At 55.5% G+C, this 20,168-nt stretch carries 14 protein-coding genes; 6 read left to right on the top strand and 8 right to left on the bottom strand.

Features of this window, described 5'->3' with window-relative positions; genetic code table 11:
* Positions 1-15: 15 nt before the first annotated feature.
* The 4 genes from CGZ80_RS25750 to rsfS form a co-directional block, all read right to left on the bottom strand.
* On the bottom strand, positions 16-1,518 hold the full coding sequence (locus tag CGZ80_RS25750; RefSeq protein ID WP_094418546.1) for a serine/threonine-protein kinase: 1,503 nt from the start codon (positions 1,516-1,518) through the stop codon (positions 16-18).
* A 480-nt stretch (positions 1,519-1,998) separates the two neighbouring features.
* Entirely contained in the window at positions 1,999-2,361 is a 363-nt protein-coding gene (locus CGZ80_RS25745; RefSeq protein ID WP_094418545.1) for a hypothetical protein, read from the bottom strand.
* 381 nt (positions 2,362-2,742) lie between these two features.
* On the bottom strand, positions 2,743-4,740 hold the full coding sequence (gene argS / locus CGZ80_RS25740) for an arginine--tRNA ligase (protein WP_094418544.1): 1,998 nt from the start codon (positions 4,738-4,740) through the stop codon (positions 2,743-2,745).
* Between the two features lie 90 nt (positions 4,741-4,830).
* Positions 4,831-5,274 (bottom strand): ribosome silencing factor, encoded by a 444-nt coding sequence (gene rsfS / locus CGZ80_RS25735; RefSeq protein WP_233148678.1) that lies wholly within the window; start codon positions 5,272-5,274, stop codon positions 4,831-4,833.
* Between the two features lie 471 nt (positions 5,275-5,745).
* On the opposite strand from rsfS, the gene CGZ80_RS25730 reads away from it, so the two are divergent.
* Positions 5,746-7,104, top strand: a complete 1,359-nt coding sequence (locus tag CGZ80_RS25730) for a Gfo/Idh/MocA family oxidoreductase (protein WP_094418543.1) — start codon at positions 5,746-5,748, stop codon at positions 7,102-7,104.
* Positions 7,105-7,216: 112 nt separating this feature from the next.
* Here the strand turns inward: CGZ80_RS25730 and CGZ80_RS25725 are convergent, their stop codons facing one another.
* The gene (locus tag CGZ80_RS25725; RefSeq protein ID WP_094418542.1) at positions 7,217-8,251 is read right to left on the bottom strand and encodes a DUF481 domain-containing protein; all 1,035 of its coding nucleotides are present in this window, start codon (positions 8,249-8,251) and stop codon (positions 7,217-7,219) included.
* Between the two features lie 201 nt (positions 8,252-8,452).
* Between CGZ80_RS25725 and CGZ80_RS25720 the strand changes: the two genes are divergently transcribed.
* Positions 8,453-9,721 (top strand): D-mannonate epimerase, encoded by a 1,269-nt coding sequence (locus CGZ80_RS25720; RefSeq protein ID WP_094418541.1) that lies wholly within the window; start codon positions 8,453-8,455, stop codon positions 9,719-9,721.
* A 401-nt stretch (positions 9,722-10,122) separates the two neighbouring features.
* Positions 10,123-10,599, top strand: coding sequence for a ribosomal protein S18-alanine N-acetyltransferase (gene rimI, locus CGZ80_RS25715; protein WP_094418578.1), 477 nt, complete (start codon positions 10,123-10,125; stop codon positions 10,597-10,599).
* A gap of 349 nt (positions 10,600-10,948) precedes the next feature.
* Here the strand turns inward: rimI and CGZ80_RS25710 are convergent, their stop codons facing one another.
* The 3 genes from CGZ80_RS25710 to CGZ80_RS25700 all read right to left on the bottom strand — a co-directional run bounded on the left by CGZ80_RS25710 (position 10,949) and on the right by CGZ80_RS25700 (position 15,429).
* Positions 10,949-12,214 carry an SMI1/KNR4 family protein gene (locus CGZ80_RS25710; RefSeq protein WP_143544159.1) on the bottom strand — a complete coding sequence of 422 codons (1,266 nt, stop codon included), beginning with the start codon at positions 12,212-12,214 and terminating at the stop codon, positions 10,949-10,951.
* Between the two features lie 30 nt (positions 12,215-12,244).
* A complete protein-coding gene (locus CGZ80_RS25705; protein WP_094418577.1) occupies positions 12,245-13,927 on the bottom strand; it encodes a BamA/TamA family outer membrane protein in 1,683 nt (560 codons plus the stop codon).
* 77 nt (positions 13,928-14,004) lie between these two features.
* Positions 14,005-15,429: an outer membrane protein assembly factor gene (locus CGZ80_RS25700; RefSeq protein WP_233148676.1), complete on the bottom strand. Its 1,425-nt coding sequence runs from the start codon at positions 15,427-15,429 to the stop codon at positions 14,005-14,007.
* Positions 15,430-15,765: 336 nt separating this feature from the next.
* Here CGZ80_RS25700 and CGZ80_RS25695 point away from each other — a divergent pair, with 336 nt between their 5' ends.
* The 3 genes from CGZ80_RS25695 to CGZ80_RS25685 all read left to right on the top strand — a co-directional run bounded on the left by CGZ80_RS25695 (position 15,766) and on the right by CGZ80_RS25685 (position 20,168).
* Positions 15,766-16,662 carry a diacylglycerol/lipid kinase family protein gene (locus CGZ80_RS25695; RefSeq protein ID WP_158222851.1) on the top strand — a complete coding sequence of 299 codons (897 nt, stop codon included), beginning with the start codon at positions 15,766-15,768 and terminating at the stop codon, positions 16,660-16,662.
* A 152-nt stretch (positions 16,663-16,814) separates the two neighbouring features.
* Positions 16,815-18,479, top strand: coding sequence for a ribulokinase (locus CGZ80_RS25690; protein ID WP_233148675.1), 1,665 nt, complete (start codon positions 16,815-16,817; stop codon positions 18,477-18,479).
* An 81-nt stretch (positions 18,480-18,560) separates the two neighbouring features.
* Positions 18,561-20,168 carry a fucose isomerase gene (locus CGZ80_RS25685; protein WP_094418538.1) on the top strand — a complete coding sequence of 536 codons (1,608 nt, stop codon included), beginning with the start codon at positions 18,561-18,563 and terminating at the stop codon, positions 20,166-20,168.

Below are 20,168 nucleotides of genomic sequence, written 5' to 3'. Positions count from 1 at the left end.
CACCGAGCATGGTGCCTAGTAAGTACCCATCGGGCGGCGTTCTGTGCCGGCGAGAACTTTCATCAACCCGGCACGCAGTTCGCGAACTTTTAGTGGCAGTGCAAGCAGTTGGCGGCGCGGACCACGTTTTGCTTCGCCGATAATCTTCACCTGGCGGCGGTCGACCAGCAGGATCGACGGAATTTCGCTGGTGTGATCGTCGGTGGCAAATTTGTTATACGCTTCGAGCGCCAACGTGCCGAGCTCGGCCGCACTGAAGATCACGCAGTCTGCGGCGGCTTCTTCGCCCTGTTCAAATCGGGCAAGGGCGCGGTTGGGGTCTTGGATGATCAAGACACGATATCCACGCGCCTTCAAACGCTCGCGAATCGCATTTTGCAAGTTCGCTTTGGATTCCACCAGCATCACGACATAGCCTTCACCTTCGTTGGTCGGCGTGTCGTCATCTTCGTACTGTTGGCCCGGTGTGTTGTCTGATTCGTCACGGGGCGCGGTGACACCTTTTTCCAATTGATCGATCACACGCCGAACCTCGGCCGTCAGCGCCGCCGCGCTTTGGATTCGTTCGTTTGGGCTGAACTCCATCATCTTGCCTACCAGCTGGGTGACCAAGCCAGGCAGGCCTTCGACGTATTCGTTGATCGGCTTGATTTCTTGGAATCGCGTGACGTTCAATCGGGCCAAGCGGTCGCGTGTTTCACTAAGCGCTGGGGTTCCGGCGAGCATGTGGTAAAGCATGTTGCCAGCGAAGAAAATGTCACTGCGTGGGTCGTCTTTGCGGACGTTTGTACCACGTTCCAACGCCGCGTAATCAATTGCGCGAGCGTTCGGGCAATCGGCGATTTGGTCCGGGTTTTTCCGGTCGCTCAATGCCGCCAAGCCAAAGTCCACCAGCTTCGCTTTTCCATCCGACGAAATCAGTACGTTTGACAATTTCAAGTCGCGGTGCGAAATCCCCAGGCTTGCCGCGTGGGCCAAACCGGATGCGATCTCGGCCATCAGTTTAAGTGACAGGTCGACAGGCAATTGGCCGCGCAATCGGACGAGGTCGCGAAGCGTCTGCCCTTCGACAAATTCCATGACCAAGAAGGGGTTGCGCGGGTCCGCAATTACCTCGTAAATGCTGACGATATTGGGGTGGCGGAGTTTCAGTCCCATCTGGCCTTCGCGCAGGAACTGCTCCATTTCCTTTGGTTCGTCACGGAAGCGTTTACGTAGGACTTTGACCGCGAATACTTTGTCGCCTTTGCTGGCCCGGTACACGCGAGCAAACGTACCGGCACCGATCAGGTACAGAACCTTGTATTCGCCATAGAAATACCCGATCCGGTCACCACGTAGGATCTTTTCTGTCTGCAGCGTTGTCACCAGACCACGCCGTTGCATCTGATTGACGACCGCGTCGAGCGTGAATTCCGATCCGCCAAGTTCGCCCATAGCGCTTTCGACGAGTCGACGGTCCGCGAGTCCCAAATCAACAATCCGGCGGGCGAAGTCCTCAGGAGACTGAATTTGCATGGGTGGAAAACAGATTCTGGCAGTTCGAAAGGGGGGCGAAGGCTCGCCTCAGTTTACACCAAGCCTGGAAAAGTCGGCTGACCGCTTTATTGACCGAGACAAAAAACTGTGTCGGGTTTGACAATTATGCCGTGCAATCCGCCGCTGGCTCCAATACACAACGCGTGAACGGCGCGGGAAGTACCCCCGTTGCGTTTTGGGAAGCGGCCGGACCCAAGGATTTTATCCGTCATCCATCACGACGGGGGGATAGTTCTCGACCCCGCCGCGTGCTTTGGGGTCCAGCGGCATTGGAGGGCATCACGCTTTTGCGGCACCGTTTGGGGCGTCGGTCAACGAGATTTCGAGCTGGCCAATCTTTGATCTTTAGAAACAAAAAAAGCCGTTCGTATTCGCGATGAATACGACGGCTTTCATTCGAAAGGTTGTGAACTGCCCGGTCCCGCCATGATTAGCTGGGCCGTCGCAAGTTCGACTCGCTTAGCTGCTCAGTTTTTCGAGCGTGTTCAATGCAACGCGAGTTTCTTCGATGCCGAGTTCTTCGACGACTTCTTTCAGTCGAATTAGCGAGTCGACAGAGATTTTGTTGCCCGACGAAGCTGCTGCTGGACGGCGTCCCGCTGCACTTGCTTTCTTCGTCGTGCCGGCAGGACGACCCGGACGACGTTGAACGCCGCCAGTTTTTTTGCTGGTCGACTTTACCGTGCTGACAAATTGAGCCGAGACGTCGATCCCTTTAGCCTTCATCGCTTCGACCACTTGGCGAGGCTTGGCTTCGGGGTTCTTCGCTAGGAAGTTACGGATCTCGAGAGATTTGTTAGGTCCACCGGATTTTTTGGCCATCTTTGTTACCTATTGGTTTCTCAAATACCCTCTTCCATTTCAGGTACCAGAAACTTGTGAATGGATTCGATCATCGTCAGGATGCGTTTGTCGATCGACCTGCGATCAGACTCTAAGCCTCAACGTACCACCAAGAAACCGTCTCCGCGGTTGCCCCGGATCACATGTATCAGTTTCGGAACATTGAATTTGCGAAGGCGAAAGGATCGAATTAACCCTCCGTGTCTCGCCTACTTTAAGAGGCTAGCATCTCACGCGTTCGTAAAAATAAGGCATTGAAACCAAGTGTCAATCATGTTCGTCAAGGTCCCCCCCGATAAACCTGATGCTTATACATGGTTTTTTAGCGCACTAATAACGCGTCGCTGAACGAATTGCTATCTACATGCGTTCGACGACATCAATACCAAGCAATCGCAAACCTAGCTGAAGCACTCGTCCTGTCAAAACAACCAACGCCAATCGCGTTGTTTGAATCTCATTTGATTCGGCGCGAAGTACATGGCATTGCGTATTGAATTTGGCGAATGACTCGGCGAGTCCATAGACATAGTCGACGAGGTGGTTCGGCGCATAATCGTCATAAACGCTGGACAATGCTTCTTCAAAACGCATCAGCATTAATGCGAGGTCGCGTTCGGCGGGATGCGACAAGATGAGACCGGATTCAGCCACGCGTTGGTGTACATCCTTTTCGGTTACGCCATTTCGTTGCAGGATACTTGGGGTTCTCGCATAGTTATATTGGGCGTAAGTCGCAGTATTCCCGGACAAGGCAACCATCTTGGAAAGTTTAAATTGATAGTCACTAGTACGGTGATGTGATAGGTCGGCGTATTTGATTGCCCCTATTCCAATGGTTTCAGAGACTTGGCGTTTTTCGTCGTCTCCCATGGGTGGTTCCAAGTTCACAATCCGATCGGGATCGCAGACAACTTGATAGGCAGCTTCGACCGCATCATCGAGTAGGCTTTCCAACCCGATGAGTGTGCCGCTGCGTGTCTTAATCGGTTTGCCGTCCTCGCCGAGAACGGTACCAAAGCTGACGTGGACCAGTTTCGCCGTCGTCAGTTTGGTCAACTCGGCAACTGCAAACAGCTTTTCGAAATGTTCGCTTTGACGCGCGTCAACGACATACAGAATTTCGTCTGGCGAAAACTCTTCCTCGCGATATTTCAGCGTCGCCAAATCGGTTGTGGCATAAAGAAAAGCCCCATCGCGTTTTTGAATGATCATGGGGGCATCGAACTGGTCTAGGAAGACACAGATCGCGCCATCGCTTTCCGTCGCCAAGCCCCGTTCACGCAAATCGTCGACCGTCTTACGGAGCATTGGGTGGTAGAACGATTCGCCTAGCGTGTGGTCAAAGGAGACATTCAAACGATTGTAGACACGATTGATTTCGTCCTTGCAGTGGGGAAGGAACTGTTCCCACAGCTGTTTGTTTTCCTCGTCTCCGGCGTGCAGTTTGGAGGTTTCTTCAAGTACTGCGGTCGCGATCGAGGAATGTTTCTCGGCAAGCGACTTCATCTCGGGATCGGAATCGATAGCCTTGATTGTCGATTTGGCTTTTTCGATCCCTTCTTTGCTTCCGGCGATCTTTTTGGAAATCGAGTCGGCAAGCTTGCGTTTCTTTTTCGCTTCTTTGCCTTCGACCGCTTCGGCTTCCTTGAGAGCTTCTTCACGCTGTAGGGAGAGCGTTTCGATTTGGTGGTCAAGCTTTGGAAGCGAACTGACAGCCTTGTGGTAAGACATCAGTTGATGGACGAGTCGGTACAGCTTTGATAATTCTGGAACCGGGTCCGCCGCGACGACATTGGGATCGCCGAAATGTTTGTATCCATAAATGATCATCCCGAACTGGGTACCCCAGTCACCCAAGTGATTGTCGGTAATGATCTCATGGCCCATAAAGGCCAGGGTTTGTGCCAAACAGTGCCCGATGACTGTCGTGCGGATGTGGCCGACATGCATCGGTTTGGCAACGTTTGGCGAAGAATAATCGATCAGGATTTTCTTCGGCGAATCGACTTGGCCCACGAGGCATCGTGGGTCATCGAGCATGGCGACAAGATTGTTGGTGATGAAATCGTCACGTAGCTTCAGGTTGATGAACCCTGGGCCGGCGACCTCTGGTGCTTCGCAAATTTGGTCGAGGTCGGCGAGGTCGACGACTTGTTGTGCAACGTCGCGTGGGTTGCTGCCCGATACCATTTTGCTAAGTGGCATTGCGAAGTTGGCTTGGTAGTCACCGAACTTCGGATTTCCGGCGATGCGGATCATACCGGCCAATCGCTGGATATCGTCAACTTGGTCAGCGAAAGGGCTGCGCGCGATCGCGTCCGCGAATCGCTGAGAAAGCAATTGAGGGATGTGCATCGTAGGTCCAAATAACCATGCGCGACCCAGATCCCGGTCGCGGCATAAGGGTAGAGCAAAAGAAAGGCGATCGGGGGGAAGCGGAATGGATTACTGGGGCGCTGTCACACCGAGATCAGAAAGTGGGATGGGGGTACCGTCAGCCCACAGAGATTCCAGGTCGTAGAACTCACGGGTTTCCTCATCGAATAGATGGATCACCACGTTGCCATAATCGAGCACGATCCAGTGGCTCTCTTCGTAGCCTTCTCTGCCATAGCGTTTTTCGCCCAGCCCTTTTTCGAGGGCGTCGTCAATTTGTTCGCTGATGGCATGTAGTTGGCGTCGGCTTTGCCCGGTGGCGATCACAAACAAATCGAATTCGGCAGATTGGCCACATACGTCCAAGACGGTGACTTCTTGTGCTTTGTTGTCGATCGCGACGGTAGCCGCCGCGGCGGCAAGTTTACGGCTATCTTCAGTTCCACGTGGGCGGATGGCACGTGAGGGTGCGACCATCGGGTCGGCAGGTTTTGCTGGTTGTTGTTCTGTCATTTCTAAAGTTTATCAGTTTTATGAGCGGTGTCACGAAGGGGATTTGAATGCTGCGGCGCGCGATTCCGAGAGCCTTGACCGGCTGCATCAAGGCGGCGATAGACGCCGTTTCGGCGGCATGGATCCCTTTCTAGATTCCGTCGGCGTGTTCTGTGTCGTTTGCGTTGGGGGGCGATTGTATCGCGTGGCGGGCATCTTGATGACTGCAAATATGAAGTCATGACGGTCAATTGTCGCTGTCGTTCGTGCCGCAACTTTCCTGTTGGAGCTGGCTTTTTGCAGACTGTCAGGCTTTTGGTGGCGGATTGAGATCGTCGGGGGGATTCGCGTTGGCCACTCGCGACGTTGTTGATACACGTTGCTCGCCCGGGCGATTAGAATGCGTGCTCCTCCCTCCGTCATTCGATCTGGTGCAGAGCTCTCGATTCTGCATCAATCCCCGCCAACTTTACCGCTAAGGAATTTCTCGTGATGCAAGACCGTTTCGAAACATCCAATCACTCCAACCCCGATGTGCCAAGCGAGGCATCAGACAAGTCATCACGACGTGACTTTATGGTGAAAGGTTCGGTCGCGGCATCAACCGTGGGTGCCGCAGCCATGCACGTACCGGCTGTACATGCCGCCGACGCAGCCGCGGCAAACACCGAATTGGTCCGAATTGGGATTGTCGGTTTGGGCGGACGCGGCAGCGGCGCGCTCAGCGACACGATGACGATCAATGAAAACATCAAGCTGGTCGCGACCGCTGATATTGATCCGGGAAAAGCGACCGGGATCCTGCCACGGTTGCAGAAGACATTCGGTGAAAAGGTTTCCGTTGATGCGTCGAAGAACTATGTCGGTATCGATGCCTACAAACGGATTCTTGACGACCCAGAAATCGACTTGGTGTTGATGACGACTCCGCCCGGGTTCCGTCCAACCTATGTAATGGAAGCGGTCCAGGCTGGGAAGCACGTCTTTGCTGAAAAGCCATCGTGTGTTGATCCGACCGGTTACCGAACCTGTTTGGCCGCACATCAACTGGCCAAAGAGAACGGTACCGCAATCGTTACCGGGACTCAGTACCGTCGACAAACCAACTACGTTGAAGCGATCCGCCGTATTCACGAAGGCGCGATCGGTGACGTGATCAACATGACCGCTCGCTACTGCAGCACCGGCATTTGGTATCGCGCTCGCAAAGAAGGCATGTCCGATACGCAGTACCAGATCTACAACTGGATGCACTTCGTCTGGTTGTCAGGCGATCAAATCGCTGAACAAGCCGTTCACAATGTCGATGTGATGAACTGGGTCATGGGCGGCCCACCGGAATCGGCCTACGCAGGTGGCGGACGCTTTACTCGCCCCGACGACAGCGAGATGTGGGACAACATGTCGGTCGATTTCAGCTACTCCGGCGACCGGCAAGTCTCGTTCATGTGTCGTCAGATCCGTGGGACTCAATCTGAAGTCGGCAATCGTATCTACGGATCCAATGGATCGGCGACCATCTTGGGAAGCAACGGTGGTGCGATGATCTATGACAAGTCAGGAAACGAAATCTGGTCAATGAAAGGCAACATTCAGGATGCCTATCGTCAAGAACATAAAGACTTGGTCGATTCGATTCGTGCCGGCAACCCGATCGTCGAACTGAAAGACACCGCTGACAGCTCGATGACCGCAGTCCTTGGCCGAACGGCTGCTTACACCGGTCAAAAGGTCGATTGGAGTTTCTTGACCGAGGAATCGAAGCAGGACTTGTTCCCGGCGGACTTTGATTACGAAGGTTCGCGTCCCGAGTCAAGCTTCGCCGTGCCTGGTGAAACCAAGCTGATCTAAGCCAAGCGAACGCATCTGACCAAACTGCGATCCGCAGGGAACCGAAGCCAGCATGGCATTTGGATTCTCTGCGGATTTTTCGTTGTGCGGACAGAAGATCGTCGGTCGCGTATCAAAACTTGATCAACAGCAGCATCGAATAATAGACGTCGTTCGGACGCGCCCCCTGTGGAGTGCTGTCGTAGCGGTCGGTGACGGCGAGTTTTAGCGACAGATTTTCGGCGTCGTCGAGCAAAATCTCCCACGCCGCGTCGGCGACCAAACGGAAATCCGAGAAGTCTTCCCAGGCCGGGAAGTACTCCAGCTTGCCTTTGATTCGGTTTCGTTTGTTAACCTGAAAGTTGGCTTCGGAGCCGAACACTGCTTCAGGTTTCCACGAATCATCTGGGGCACCGATTTCTTTCGATGCACCAGCACCGAACCGGGTTGCGAGTGTCGCGTCGTCACTGCGCATAAAATAATATCCGGCACCACCGTTGAAGTTCAGACGCAGGTCAAACGCTTTGAACTGGTCCCATTCGGCACCGAACTTTCCAAAGGCTGACCATCGCGAGTCCTTGTACATTCGGTTGTAATCAAGGTTGTATCGCCCGTTGTCTTCGGTTGTGACGCCGCGCGTTGTCGCTTTGCGGTAATCGAAATCGAGTTCCAACGTGTACCGTTCGGTACTGCGTTTCATCTCCAAACCGGTTTGTAGGGCAAGCGTACGTGAGTTGCCGCTGCTGCCGTCGAGGCCAAACTCGGCGTGATTTTTCCAGCCGTCTTTCAGCCATTGCCAAGGCACTTGGTACCAACGGATCGAATCTTCGGCCAGTGGCATCGTTTCACCGGTCTGCCCTGATTCGATCGCCTCACCGATTGGCATCGACGCCGTTTTGACGTTTGGTTCGCTCGACGGAAGGGCAGGCAAGTCGAGGGGAAGTTCGGCGGATACTAACGCAATCTCTGAAACAGCGGTCCCAGGACTGTCGATCGATTCCCAGTCAACTTGCGTGAACGGGAATGTTTCGAAAGATTCGACTGGGGGCGACCAGCGGTCAACCAGGGGCGATTCGGCGGCGGACCGGCGAGGCGTCACCAGCGCAATCGAAACGATCGCGACCAAGGTGGCAAGTCGTCGGAAGGGAATCATGTCGGAAGCGTTCATCGGGCCGTGGTCATCGTTGCTAAAAAGACGTCTTCCGACTTTGGGTAGCAAAGATCTACCCCAGCCGTCAATCGAACCCGCCGGAGTCTAAAACCCATCGTGTGTCCGCGAGACACCCTACTGGTTGCTCATTGACGCCTCTTCTATCCTTTCGATGCTTGTACCGCTCCCTCCGTTGCCACTCTTCGCCCTCTCCTACCCATGACCATTTATTTCGAAACCGGAAGCGAGTCGACGTCGCTGACGAGCGATGATCTGCGTTCCGCGTTGCACGAGACCTTTCAAAAGATCGGCGCACCAAAGAAAGCTTTGTTGCTGCCGCCCGATCACACGCGTTTGTTCAGCCGCGCAGGCGAGATTACTTCGCTGTGCTACGAAATGCTGGGGGACGCGATCGCCGACATCATGCCAGCTCTCGGAACACACAGCCCGATGAAGCCGGCGCAACTGGACCATATGTTTCCCGGTGTCCCGTTAGACTTGTTTCGTCCACACCGCTGGCGTGATGACGTCGTGACTTTGGGGACTGTCCCAGCCGAATTCGTTTCCAATGTAACCGGCGGATTGTACGACAGGCCTTGGCAGGCACAGGTCAATAAGTTGCTGCGCGACGGTGGCCACGATTTGATCTTTTCGATCGGCCAAGTTGTGCCGCACGAAGTGATCGGGATGGCGAACTACAACAAAAATATCTTTGTTGGCACCGGTGGCGCGGAGGGAATCAATGAAAGCCACTATTTGAGCGCCGTCTACGGCATCGAGCAAACGCTCGGTCAAGCCAACACGCCATTGCGGCAGATCCTGAACTATGCCCAAGACCAGTTTTGTCGCGAGATGCCACTGCTGTATGCGTTGACTGTCATCCAGCAGATGCCTGACGGTGCACTTCACACGCGTGGGCTTTATATCGGGGACGACCACGAAACGTTTTTCAAAGCGGCGGATCTTTCGTATCGCGTCAACATCACCCACCTGGAAAAACCGCCTCAGCATATTGTCGCGTATTTGGATCCGAACGAATTCAAGAGCACCTGGCTTGGCAACAAGGCCATCTACCGGACTCGATTGGCAATCGCCGATGGCGGTCGCTTGACCGTATTGGGGCCTGCCGTGGAGGAGTTCGGCGAAGATCACGAAATCGATCGACTGATTCGTCGTTATGGCTACCTGACCAAAAAAGAAATCGTCGATCTGGTGCGTGATAACGAGGACCTCGCGGCGAACCCTTCGGCGGCTGCCCACTTGGTACATGGCTCCTCGGAAAACCGCTTCGAAGTCGTCTATGCGGCCGGGAAGCTTTCTGCAGACGAAATTCGCTCGGTGAATTACACGCCCGGCGATATCAACGAGTTGATGCAGCGCTACAACCCGGAAACGTTGACCGACGGGTGGCATAAAGACGCCGATGGTAACGAGTTCTATTTCATCCAGAATCCCGCCTTGGGGCTTTGGCAAGCTGCGTTGAGTTAGTACCAGTTTTTTAGCGATTCGGCGGCTTTTTTGCTTGGCGGTAAAGCGACAACCCGCTTGAATAACCTTGCCCCACAAACGCGTGTGTCGCCCGGGGTCAGGTGAACCATGACACCTGATCACGGGTACGTTTGCGTGCCCTGTTTTTTCCAGCACTGACGACTGATCTCGGTCAACCGCGAAAGTGTCCCTAATCCGTATTGGTTCGCCAAAGGCCGTCTGCTATTTTTCGCGAAACGGCAAACGGCTTGATGAACGGGACGCTTTGCTGATTTGGTTGACGGAACTAATTCGATGTCCCCGCGTATTTCCAAACGCCGGCCGGGGCACTCGTCGCGCTGGAAAGGAGACCAGAAGTGAAACAAGCCAAAGAAACCCCGGTCTGTGTACATATTCGTTGGATGATCCGCCGGGATATGCCATCGGTTCTCGGAATCGAGAAAGCCTGCTTCGAATTTGCATGGAACGAGGATGACTTTATCCGCTGCCTGCGTCAGCGGAACTGCATCGGGATGGTCGCTGAGAAAGACGACGAAATCGTCGGGTTCATGATCTATGAATTGCACAAAAATCGACTGCACATTTTGAATTTCGCAGTTCACCCCGATCACCGCCGCGACGGTGTCGGCAACGCGATGTGCAGCAAGTTGTTCGGCAAGCTCTCGCACGAACGACGCAATCGCATCATGTTGGAAGTCCGCGAAACCAACTTGGATGCCCAGTTGTTCTTTAAGTCGCTCGGCTTCCGTGCGATCAGTGTCTTGCGAGACTTCTATGACGACACGATCGAAGACGCGTATCTAATGCAGTATCGCTACCAGCCCAACGCTGCCGAGATCGCGCAGCCAGGAAACCGCATCACCAGAATGGCTGGCTAGTTCAAGGCTGATCGTTCCTTCGTCCGCTTGTTGTGGCGGACGAAGTGATGAGTCGCTCGATCCGATGGCCGCAGGTGAAAATGCTGCGGTTGAAGAGGGGAGCCGAGCGGATTGCAAATTGGATTTTCATTTGCTGACGCACGCTAGCGTCGGTTTTTTCGTGCATTAATGCCTTTCGTGCTCGTGCTCGTGCTCGTGCTCGTGCTCGTGCTCAGCGTTTGCGGTGCTAGCGATTCTGGCTGGTGTCTGTATCCCGATCGTTGGTAACCGACGTTAGCGCGTAACGGCTCAGTTGGTGCTGGCACAGGAAGTTGCCGGTTGTCACGCTGCGTTGGAGCAAACGCGATTCCTAGATTCCGTAGCGTTCTTTGAAGCAGTCGCGGTGTGTCGATGCGAGCGTCGCGACGGCGGCCATGCCAGCCGATTCGGCTGCGTTGGCGATCTGGCTGAGCAGTTCTCCGTAAGCCGGCATCGGTTCTGCGCCAAGGTCCCAGCCGGCTTTCATGAGTGCTTGGTAGGTATCATTGGGCGCGGCGTTTTGGGCTCGGTTCGCAAAGTGGTCGAACACCATTTGTCGGCGGTCGGCAGCGTCGTTGGCGGCAAGGCAGTCTAGGTACTCTTGCTCACTCGGGTCTGCGCTGCGGTAGCCAAGTTGCTGTAACCTCGAGGCGGAGAATTTTTGGCCTTCGTTGATGAAAGCGTGTGTCCGGACGCGAACGGTTTGGTCGGTGAATACTGAGCACTGCAGGCCTTTCCGGTAGCATGCAATTGCTCGTTCGCGGTTGTCACTCCGTTCAAAGCTGTAGCCCCATAAGTCGTAGACCCAGGCGAGGTCGTGTCGCCGTGTGTCGATCGCTTGGCAGTGTTCGGCGACCTTGGCCCAGTCCTGTGCGGCGCAGGCAGTATCGCTTTGCAGGCCGATATTTAATGCGAGCGATTGCGGCACGAGGCGACAATCAAACAGGTACTGTTGCTTCTCGACAGCCGGCACGCTTTTCCATTTGCTATGGCTGAGCTCTTGGAGGGCTGGGTTGTCGATCGCCGCGATGCAAAGCTGGCAGCGGACAGCGACCTCAGAGAGTTTGCATTGAAGCAGATGCTCGGCGAGCTGTTCGGGGGCATTATTCGGCGTGAGTTGGTTGACGCGTCCGTTCAATCGCCCGATCGCCCAGTCGTCGACCGCGTGGGAGTCGCGGGGGGGCGAGTCATCTTCGAGTGCGGCGAACGCATGCTCGCGTTGTCCGCCGGGGAGTTGTTGCCGTACCGAGTCGAAGTAGATTGCTTCGGAGAGTGACGATCCCCAGGGAATCCAGTCGCCGCCGCCATGGAACCATTGAACGATTTCAGTGGGGCGATTGTTTTGGCCAAGGCGAACACAAAGGTGGTCGCCGATTCCGTTGGAAATCAGCGGCAGGAAATCGCATGGCATCAGGGCCGGCCAGACCGCATGCGGGGCTGGTGCCAACAGGGCTTCCGGTTCGATCGCGAGCAGGAATCGTTGGCCACCGCCATCATCAGCGGATCGCCAAATCTCGTCGTCAAACCAGGCGCGAAGGTCGTCGGTGAGCACACACCGGTACCGCTGCTGGATCTGTTCGGACCACGGTACGGACATGTACTTCGAACGCAGGGGAAGGGACGCAGGCTATTTGATGAGGCTCATGTAGAAGCTGAACATTCGCTCGTCGTCGAATTCGCCTTTGTTGACAGGGAATGCAAAGTCAAATGCGAGCGGTGCAGGTCCAAGGGCTGGGATCGCAACACGGAATCCAACACCGGGGGACACACGAAATGTATCAGAATCCAGCTTCACGCTTTCTTCGACGGTACCAAAATCGCAAAATAAGACGCCTCGGAACGCGTCATCTGCCGTTATGGGGAACATATACTCCACAGAGTTTAGCCACTCGAATTGGCCCCCAACTTGGATCCCGTTGCGCCCGCCCGCGACCGGTCCAGCACCGCGGAAATTGAAACCGCGTAGAGTCGCGTAGCCACCGGCGAAGAAGTGTTCGAAGATCGGGGTATCGTCGCCGCTGTAGCCAAACTGAGTGCTATACGAAATCGTTTGTTTTCCGCTGCCGTCGGCTCGCTCAGCGAGCAGCCAGTAGGTTCTGTATTCGAGCTCGAAGCGGGCGTAGTCGAAATCACCAAACGCTTCTTCGAATTTGAATTGGAAGTAGTGACCTTCGCTGGGCTGGATCGGGTTGTCACGCGTGTTGTGGGTCAGCGTGATGTTGCCGGTATAGAGTTCGTTGTCGCCGACAAGAGCGTCGAGCTCGGCAGAGACGCCGGGCAAGCGGAGTCGGCTGATGTCAACGTTCTGCCCGCCGACGCCCACTGCCAATGACAGGTCGGGAGTGATGCGATAGCCCAGGGACACTTTCGCGCCCAGGCGTTCTTCGTCCCAGTCATTGAACCGACGGTCGTACAGGAATCCACTGGCTGAGAAGCTGATCGGAAGGTACCCGAACAAGTTTGGGTCGGCGAATTGCAAGCTGTATCGGTCGAACACGCTGCCGGGTGCGGCTTCCAGTCGAAACGTTTGGCCGGCACCACGAAACGCGGTGCCGCTGAACAGGTCACTGAAAGAACGCGGCCAGCGACTGATGTCAAAGTTGCGTTCATCGATTGTGATTTGTCCGGTCACCCCGGCATCACTATTGACCGCACCACCGAGCATGATTCGCCCGGTTCGCGCGGGAAAGCCGTTGATCAGCAAATCTGCGGTGCGGACGTTGGGTGTGTAGACCGGATCGGTCCCGATTGGCGGATACGCAGTCCCGCTTCCTGGCACAGAAGTGCCGGGCATCAGCGATTGGGTGCGGGGCCCGAACATCCGTGGTGGAAATTCAGGGGCGGCCGCAACAGATGGGGCCGGCTGTACGTTTGTTTGCGGCTGCGGAACGCCAGCGCCGGATGTGGCGTAGCTAGGCTGGTTCCCGTAGCCCTGCTGGCTTTGGGGAGCCGGCTGGTTGGTATAGCTTGGCGGTGTGTTCAGGCCCGGCTGGACTTGGTATTGCGACGGGGTGTAGTTCCGTGGTGTCGCGGTTTGCTGTGGATTAGCGTATTGCGGAGCGGTTTGAGTGTATCCGCCACCATACGGGTCAAACTGTTGTGCCGAAGCATCGCTGGCGAAGCAACCGATTGCAGCGACGGCCGCAGCGGCGATTGATTTGAGCGAAAGTTTGCTCTGTGTCGTTTGCGAATCCCAGAGGCATGACTTCAGTTCCATCGCACACGCTTTGAAAAGGCGTGTGGCACCCGTCGACTTCGACACGTCGGTTTGACTTGCGTCGGAGTTGGCATGGCGATCAAGTCGGAGCATCGTTGGCCGTGTGTGCAAAAAAGGATTCTTGAAGTGTTTCGCAATGGAGCTGGTCGATCGTTTGGTCGGAGCGTTCATTAGTACGCATCCTCCTTCGGTTCGACGATGATGTCTGGTGGGTCCGCGATTTGCGGATTCGTTTCCAGCAATTGGCCACGTGTCATCCGTCGGCGAGCGACTTCCAAAAGTCGGCGGTCGATGAAGTCACCTTCGTGCAGGTCGAGCAAGTTCAGCATCACGGTTTCCCGCATCAGGTGCGGTTCGCCTTCGATGTTGACGCGGATTTCGCCGATTTTCCAGCGATCGCCTTCTTCGATCTTGTAGACCAAATCGACCATGTTTTCTTCTTCCCGCATGATCGTTTGCGGTTGGACATCGGCGTAGATAAACCCTAGCTCGCCATATCCATAGACGATCTCGCCGACATCGCGTCGCAATACGGTGCCGTCGAACATGTCGCCGGGTTTCAATTCGAGCCGCTGACGCAGCGAATCTTCCGTGACAAAGCGGTTGCCGACGATCTGGATGTTTTTAATTTGGAACCGCTTGCCTTCGTTGACGACAAAGGTGACGTGTAGGTACTTGCCGCTTTTGTCGTACTCGATTTGACGGCCGACTGTTGCCGTCAGGTATCCGAGATTGCGATAGTGTGCCGCCAAAAGGTCAACGTCTTTGTCGATTTGTGCAAGATCAGCGGAGTTGAAAGCCCAGAGGACCACTCCGAGCGGCGCTTCGCGACTCTTGATGATTTTTTTCAATCGGGCGTCACTCAGGATCGTGTTCCCAATGACGTCGATTGATTTGATTCGTTCCAGAGGGCCTTCGTTGATCCGAAACACGACGCGACCGGGGACATCACCGAAACCGATCGATGTCGTGATCGTGACTTGGTTGAATTTCTTTTCTTTGTAGAAATCGATCAGCCGGCGACGGGCCGATTCGACAGCGAACTCGCTGAGTGGGTCGCCGACAGCAAGGCCCGCACGTCCAGCCAATTCACGCTCATTCATCCCGCGAGCACCGTGGAACATCACCTCGGTAATCAGTGGTCGTTCATGGACGATGAACGTCACCGCGACGCCTTTCGGGGTTTCGTCGGTGCGGAAGGTGACGTGGTCAAAGACCCGCATTTCATTCAATCGGTGGACGTCGCCTAGCAGCGTTTCACGGTGATAGAATCGACCTGATTTGGTTTCCAGTTTTTGTAGGATTTCGTGCTGGCCGACGGACTTGTTGCCTTGGACGGTGACGGCAGAGACGACTTGATCGCCGCTTTCACGCCCGATTCCCAGGGTGTCTGTGGTGTGTTTGAAGTCACGGAATTTGGGACGCTCGGAAGGCCCCGGGGCGCCGCCGCTTCCGCCGGCACCTCCGCCTCCCATACCTCCCATGCCCCCCGCACCACCGAACTGCGCGGACACATGTCCCGCTCCGGCGAGCGTGATGACAAATACCATCAGCAAGTGCTTGGCTGTTTGGCCGAGATTGTTGGGTAGTTCCATAGGGCGAAAACGAGCTATTCCGGCAGGTTTGGCAGTCCGTCTTCCATGACGAACCATTCGATCACCCGGATCGATCCGGGCGCGATGCATTACGCGCATTGGACGGTTTTGCACCAGATGCGGTGGTATCAATCAATCCAGCGCCGCCACAAGGCAGATTTAGGCACTCAACGGGCAGTGTCTGACCGATTTGAAAAGAAATTTGCCGCTTTCGTTGTGAAACCTCGCGTTTCACATCCGGGCATCGGTTTTACTCACCGCAAAGGGCGTCTGATACGCAAGGCTGCTTCTGTGATGTCGATCTGTTCTGTTCCTCTCGCTGTGCCGTGCCCACCGATGGATCTGCTTTCAAGACCGATTCTGCTGTTTACGAGTCCGAAAGCAGGAAGCGGCGCCAATCGAGAGCAGATCCCGCTGCTTCGTCAGCTGTTGAGTGAGCGTGGATTGAAGTTTCATGAAGTCGGCTGTCCGGATGAGTTGGCGAGAATTTCGAGGCATGCCGCCGATGTCGGCGCACCCCAACCGGTTGTGATTGCGGCAGGAGGTGACGGTACACTTGGGCTAGTCGCATCACGCACGCTTCCGGAGACGCCGTTGCTGCCCATGCCAATGGGGACGGAGAACTTGGTCGGGAAAATGGTCGGCCAAGCGTCGACGGCTGAAGCGGTGTTCGCTTCACTCGCTGGCGGAAAAATTCGACGCATCGACGCGGCGACCGCGAATGGGCGGCTGTTTCTGATCATGGCCACTGCCGGCTTTGATGCCGAAGTTGTTCGGCGATTGCATCTTCGCCGTAAAGGTCACATTCGCCGATCCAGCTATGTTGCTCCGATCTTGCAAACGTTGCAGCGGTATCGGTTCCCCAAAATCCGCATCAGTCGCTTGGCAGACGACGATACCGTGATCGACGAAACGGTTTGCCGGTGGGCGATGGTCTTTAATTTGCCACGCTACGCGGCGGGTTTGCAAATCGCACCGACCGCAATCGACGACGACGGCCAACTCGACGTGGTGGCAATGTCGGGACGTGGCCTGATCAGTGGGCTGCGTTATGTCGCGGGAGCGTTGAGCGGGAGTTTAGAGCGGCATCAGGATATCGAACGCTTTCAAACGCATCGGATTCGCATCGAGTCGGACGAGCGAGTCGCCTTCGAACTCGATGGCGATTATATCGGCAGGCTTCCGATGGTGATCGAAAGCCTGCCGTTACGCGTCACGCTTGTTGTGCCGTAGAAAGGTGCGAATGTCAGTTTCGCAGTTGTTGGCAGTGATTGTTCGCAGTGCCTGGATTGTTCACAGTTGCTGAGAGATGGTGAAAGCACACGGTGCAGGTAGACGCTGATAGAATCCTGTGCTGGCAAGCTTCTCCCCCTCCCCACCCTCCGATGACGATGCCTGCGCGCACACCGGCTCAACCGCCGTCCGATGATCTTCCTGTTGCTCTCGGTTTGGACTTTGGTACCGAATCTGTTCGTGCCGTCTTGATTGATGCGGGAGGCAGCGAGCTCGGTGTGTTCTCGAACGACTATGCGAACGGACAAATTCTGGATCGCCTTCCGGGGGCTTCTCAGCCGCTGCCCGCACGCTATGCCTTGCAATGTCCACAGGACTGGATCGACTCTGCTGTCGTAGCGACTCGCGCGGTGTTCGAGGCCAGTTCGATTGATCCCGATCGCGTCGTTGGCATCGGCGTTGATTTCACAAGTTGCACGATGCTGCCAACACTTGCGGATGGGACGCCACTCTGTCAGTTGGCTTCGTTCGCAAACGTTCCACTCGCTTGGCCAAAGTTGTGGAAACATCACGGTGCGATCGAGCAGACGACCAGGATGAATGATATCGCCAAGCAGAGAGGCGAAGCGTTTTTGGATCGCTATGGCGGAATCATTGGGCTGGAGTGGTTTTTTCCAAAGCTGCTCGAAACGATCGAGCTTGCGTCAGACGTTGCCGATGCCGCCGAGGTTTGGCTTGAAGGGGGCGATTGGTTTGTCTGGCAACTGGTGGGCGGTGCAGCCGAATCGCTGCCTCGGTCGACGTGTCAAGCCGGATACAAGGCGCTGTGGTCCGCGGACACCGGCTATGCCAACGCGGAATATCTAGCCGCCGTGCATCCCAGGTTGGCCGAGGCCGCAGCGGAGAAGATGCCAGGGCGGATGCTGTCCCCCGGACAACGTGCCGGAACCCTCTGTGAATCGATGGCGACACAAATGGGGTTGCGTGCAGGAATCGCTGTGTCAGCCGCGACGATCGATGCGCACAGCGGCGTTCCCGGTGTTGGCGAAGCCGAAGCGGGGACGCTTGTGATGGTCATGGGAACGAGCAGTTGCCACATGTTGAACGCACCTGACTTTCGAACCGTTCCTGGTGTTGCCGGTATCGTCGACGGCGGAATCTTGCCGGGGCTATATGGCTATGAGACCGGACAGGCGGCGGTGGGTGACGCTTTTGCTTGGCTGTTAAAGACACTGAATCTGGATTCGTTCGAGCAACTCGCGTGCGATGCAATGAAGTTGCCCGCTGGCGCTGAAGGCGTGTTGTGTTTGGACTGGATGAACGGGTGCCGAACACCGTTGATGGACGGAGCCGTGAAAGGCGCTTGGACGGGACTTTCGCTCCAGACCACACCGGCGCATCTCTATCGGGCGCTTTTAGAGGCATCAGCGTTTGGACTTCGTTGGATCGTCGACGTGATTCGTGAAGGTGGTGTTGCCATCAACAAGTTTGTCGCGACCGGTGGACTGCCCCATCACAATCCCGCCTTGATTCAAGTTTATGCAGATGTCTTGGCCAGCGAAATCGAAGTTCATCCTTCGCAGCAAGGTCCGGCAGTCGGCGCTGCGGTTCTGGGGATGTTTGCTGCCGGTACCGACAAAAGCGGTTTCGAATCGATTGCTCAAGCCGCAACTGCGATGGCGTCCGTTCCTGAAGATCAGCGTAGGATTGTCAAACCCAAGCTTGCTGACCAGAACACGTATGATGAGATCTATCGGCGCTATCGGAAGCTTGCCGAGCAAGTTCAATCGTCAAGCCAGACCGATCCAACTTCTTAGAATCGCGATGGCGATTCTTTTGTTATCGTCAGACAGAGATCCCTCCCCACCCACCGTTTCATTTTCCCCACCGTAAGATAGATGGCAAATACTGTTACCTTGATCGCCTCTGGCGATTTGCGAGAATCTGCAAACCAAGTTTGTTGGGCGGCCCAAGCGGAGATGGAAGCCGCGCTTTCGTCGGCGATTGGGAAATTAGGTTGGACTGTTAAACGCGGCCATGAGTTTGATGTGCAGCGCGGGCACGGTTTTATCGCGTCGCAGCGTCAAGGTCTTGAGGTGTTTCGCCAGCTTGACCCCGACAGCCCATTGATCGTCGCCGAAGCGGTGTGGCAATACTCTCATCATGTGTTGGCCGGATTGACGACGCACCGGGGACCGATTTTGACCGTGGCCAATTGGTCGGGGACTTGGCCGGGGCTGGTCGGACTGTTGAATCTCAACGGATCGCTCAGTAAAGCCGGTGTGAAATACAGTTCGCTATGGAGCGAATCGTTCGACGACGAATGGTTCACGCAGCAGCTCAGTCGTTGGCTGACCAGCGGCGAGGTGGAACATGACACGACACACGTGCGACCGTTCGATCCGTCGGTGGCAAGTGAAATGGCGCGTCAGGCCGGCCAAGAAATCGCGACAACGCTGCGCCGCGAAAAAGCGATTTTGGGCGTCTTTGACGAAGGTTGCATGGGGATGTTCAACGCGATCATTCCCGATCATCTTCTGAACGCGACGGGAGTGTTCAAGGAACGCCTAAGCCAGTCTGCCCTGTACTTCGAAACCAAGCAGGTTTCAGAATCAGACGCACAGGCAGTTCGTGATTGGTTGGACAAGGCGGGAATGAAGTTCCATACCGGACCTGAGCACACGAGTGACTTGACGGACGCACAGATTTTGGACCAATGCCGAATGTATGTCGCCGCCGTACGAATTGCTGCGGATTTTGGTTGCGACGCTATCGGTATCCAGTATCAGCAAGGGTTGAAAGATCTGCTTCCGGCAAGCGACCTTGTTGAAGGCATGCTCAACAATACCGATCGGCCGCCGGTTATGGATCGGGAGGGGGCCGAGGTGCTGTATCCGAATCGTGCGTTAACGCACTTCAACGAAGTCGACGAGTGCGCGGGATTGGATGGACTGCTCACACAAAGGGTACATTCGGCACTTGGCCAGCCGACGGAAAACACCCTGCACGATTTGCGTTGGTCAGATCGTGATCTTTCCGGAACGACCGACGAAGAAGTCTGGGTATTGGAAATCAGCGGCGCCGCGCCACCGGCCCACTTCGTCGGTGGCTGGAATGGTGCCGAAGGGTATCGGCAGCCTCCGATGTATTTCCCATCCGGTGGCAGTACCGTGCGCGGCATTAGCAAGCCTGGCGTTGTCATTTGGTCGCGGATCTATGTCGAAGACGACCGATTGAAGATGGATCTGGGCTTGGCCGATGCTATCGAGTTGCCGCCCGAAGAGACGCAGCGGCGTTGGGATGCGACGACTTCCCAGTGGCCAATCATGCATGCCGTCCTACGTGGCGTGTCCCGGAATCAGATGATGGCTCGCCACAAAGCGAACCATATCCAAGTTGCTTATGCAAACAGTGAATCAGATGCGGTCGACGCGCTGTATGCCAAAGCGACGGCTGCTTTCGAGCTTGGGATGGTTGTCAGTTTGTGCGGAAACATAGGAGATTGA

The organism is Rhodopirellula sp. MGV, from assembly GCF_002251265.1.
In the GTDB taxonomy this organism is placed as follows: domain Bacteria; phylum Planctomycetota; class Planctomycetia; order Pirellulales; family Pirellulaceae; genus Stieleria; species Stieleria baltica_A.
Note: the sequence above shows the minus strand (reverse complement) of the source record. Positions and strands in the feature narration are given on the sequence as shown.

Excerpts from the sequence above, each read along its gene's own strand:
- CGZ80_RS25750 (WP_094418546.1), bottom strand. The coding sequence starts at position 1,518 with ATGCAAATTCAGTCTCCTGAGGACTTCGCCCGCCGGATTGTTGATTTG.
- CGZ80_RS25745 (WP_094418545.1), bottom strand. The coding sequence starts at position 2,361 with ATGGCCAAAAAATCCGGTGGACCTAACAAATCTCTCGAGATCCGTAAC.
- argS (WP_094418544.1), bottom strand. The coding sequence starts at position 4,740 with ATGCACATCCCTCAATTGCTTTCTCAGCGATTCGCGGACGCGATCGCG.
- rsfS (WP_233148678.1), bottom strand. The coding sequence starts at position 5,274 with ATGACAGAACAACAACCAGCAAAACCTGCCGACCCGATGGTCGCACCC.
- CGZ80_RS25730 (WP_094418543.1), top strand. The coding sequence starts at position 5,746 with ATGCAAGACCGTTTCGAAACATCCAATCACTCCAACCCCGATGTGCCA.
- CGZ80_RS25725 (WP_094418542.1), bottom strand. The coding sequence starts at position 8,251 with ATGAACGCTTCCGACATGATTCCCTTCCGACGACTTGCCACCTTGGTC.
- CGZ80_RS25720 (WP_094418541.1), top strand. The coding sequence starts at position 8,453 with ATGACCATTTATTTCGAAACCGGAAGCGAGTCGACGTCGCTGACGAGC.
- rimI (WP_094418578.1), top strand. The coding sequence starts at position 10,123 with ATGATCCGCCGGGATATGCCATCGGTTCTCGGAATCGAGAAAGCCTGC.
- CGZ80_RS25710 (WP_143544159.1), bottom strand. The coding sequence starts at position 12,214 with ATGTCCGTACCGTGGTCCGAACAGATCCAGCAGCGGTACCGGTGTGTG.
- CGZ80_RS25705 (WP_094418577.1), bottom strand. The coding sequence starts at position 13,927 with ATGCTCCGACTTGATCGCCATGCCAACTCCGACGCAAGTCAAACCGAC.
- CGZ80_RS25700 (WP_233148676.1), bottom strand. The coding sequence starts at position 15,429 with ATGGAACTACCCAACAATCTCGGCCAAACAGCCAAGCACTTGCTGATG.
- CGZ80_RS25695 (WP_158222851.1), top strand. The coding sequence starts at position 15,766 with ATGGATCTGCTTTCAAGACCGATTCTGCTGTTTACGAGTCCGAAAGCA.
- CGZ80_RS25690 (WP_233148675.1), top strand. The coding sequence starts at position 16,815 with ATGACGATGCCTGCGCGCACACCGGCTCAACCGCCGTCCGATGATCTT.
- CGZ80_RS25685 (WP_094418538.1), top strand. The coding sequence starts at position 18,561 with ATGGCAAATACTGTTACCTTGATCGCCTCTGGCGATTTGCGAGAATCT.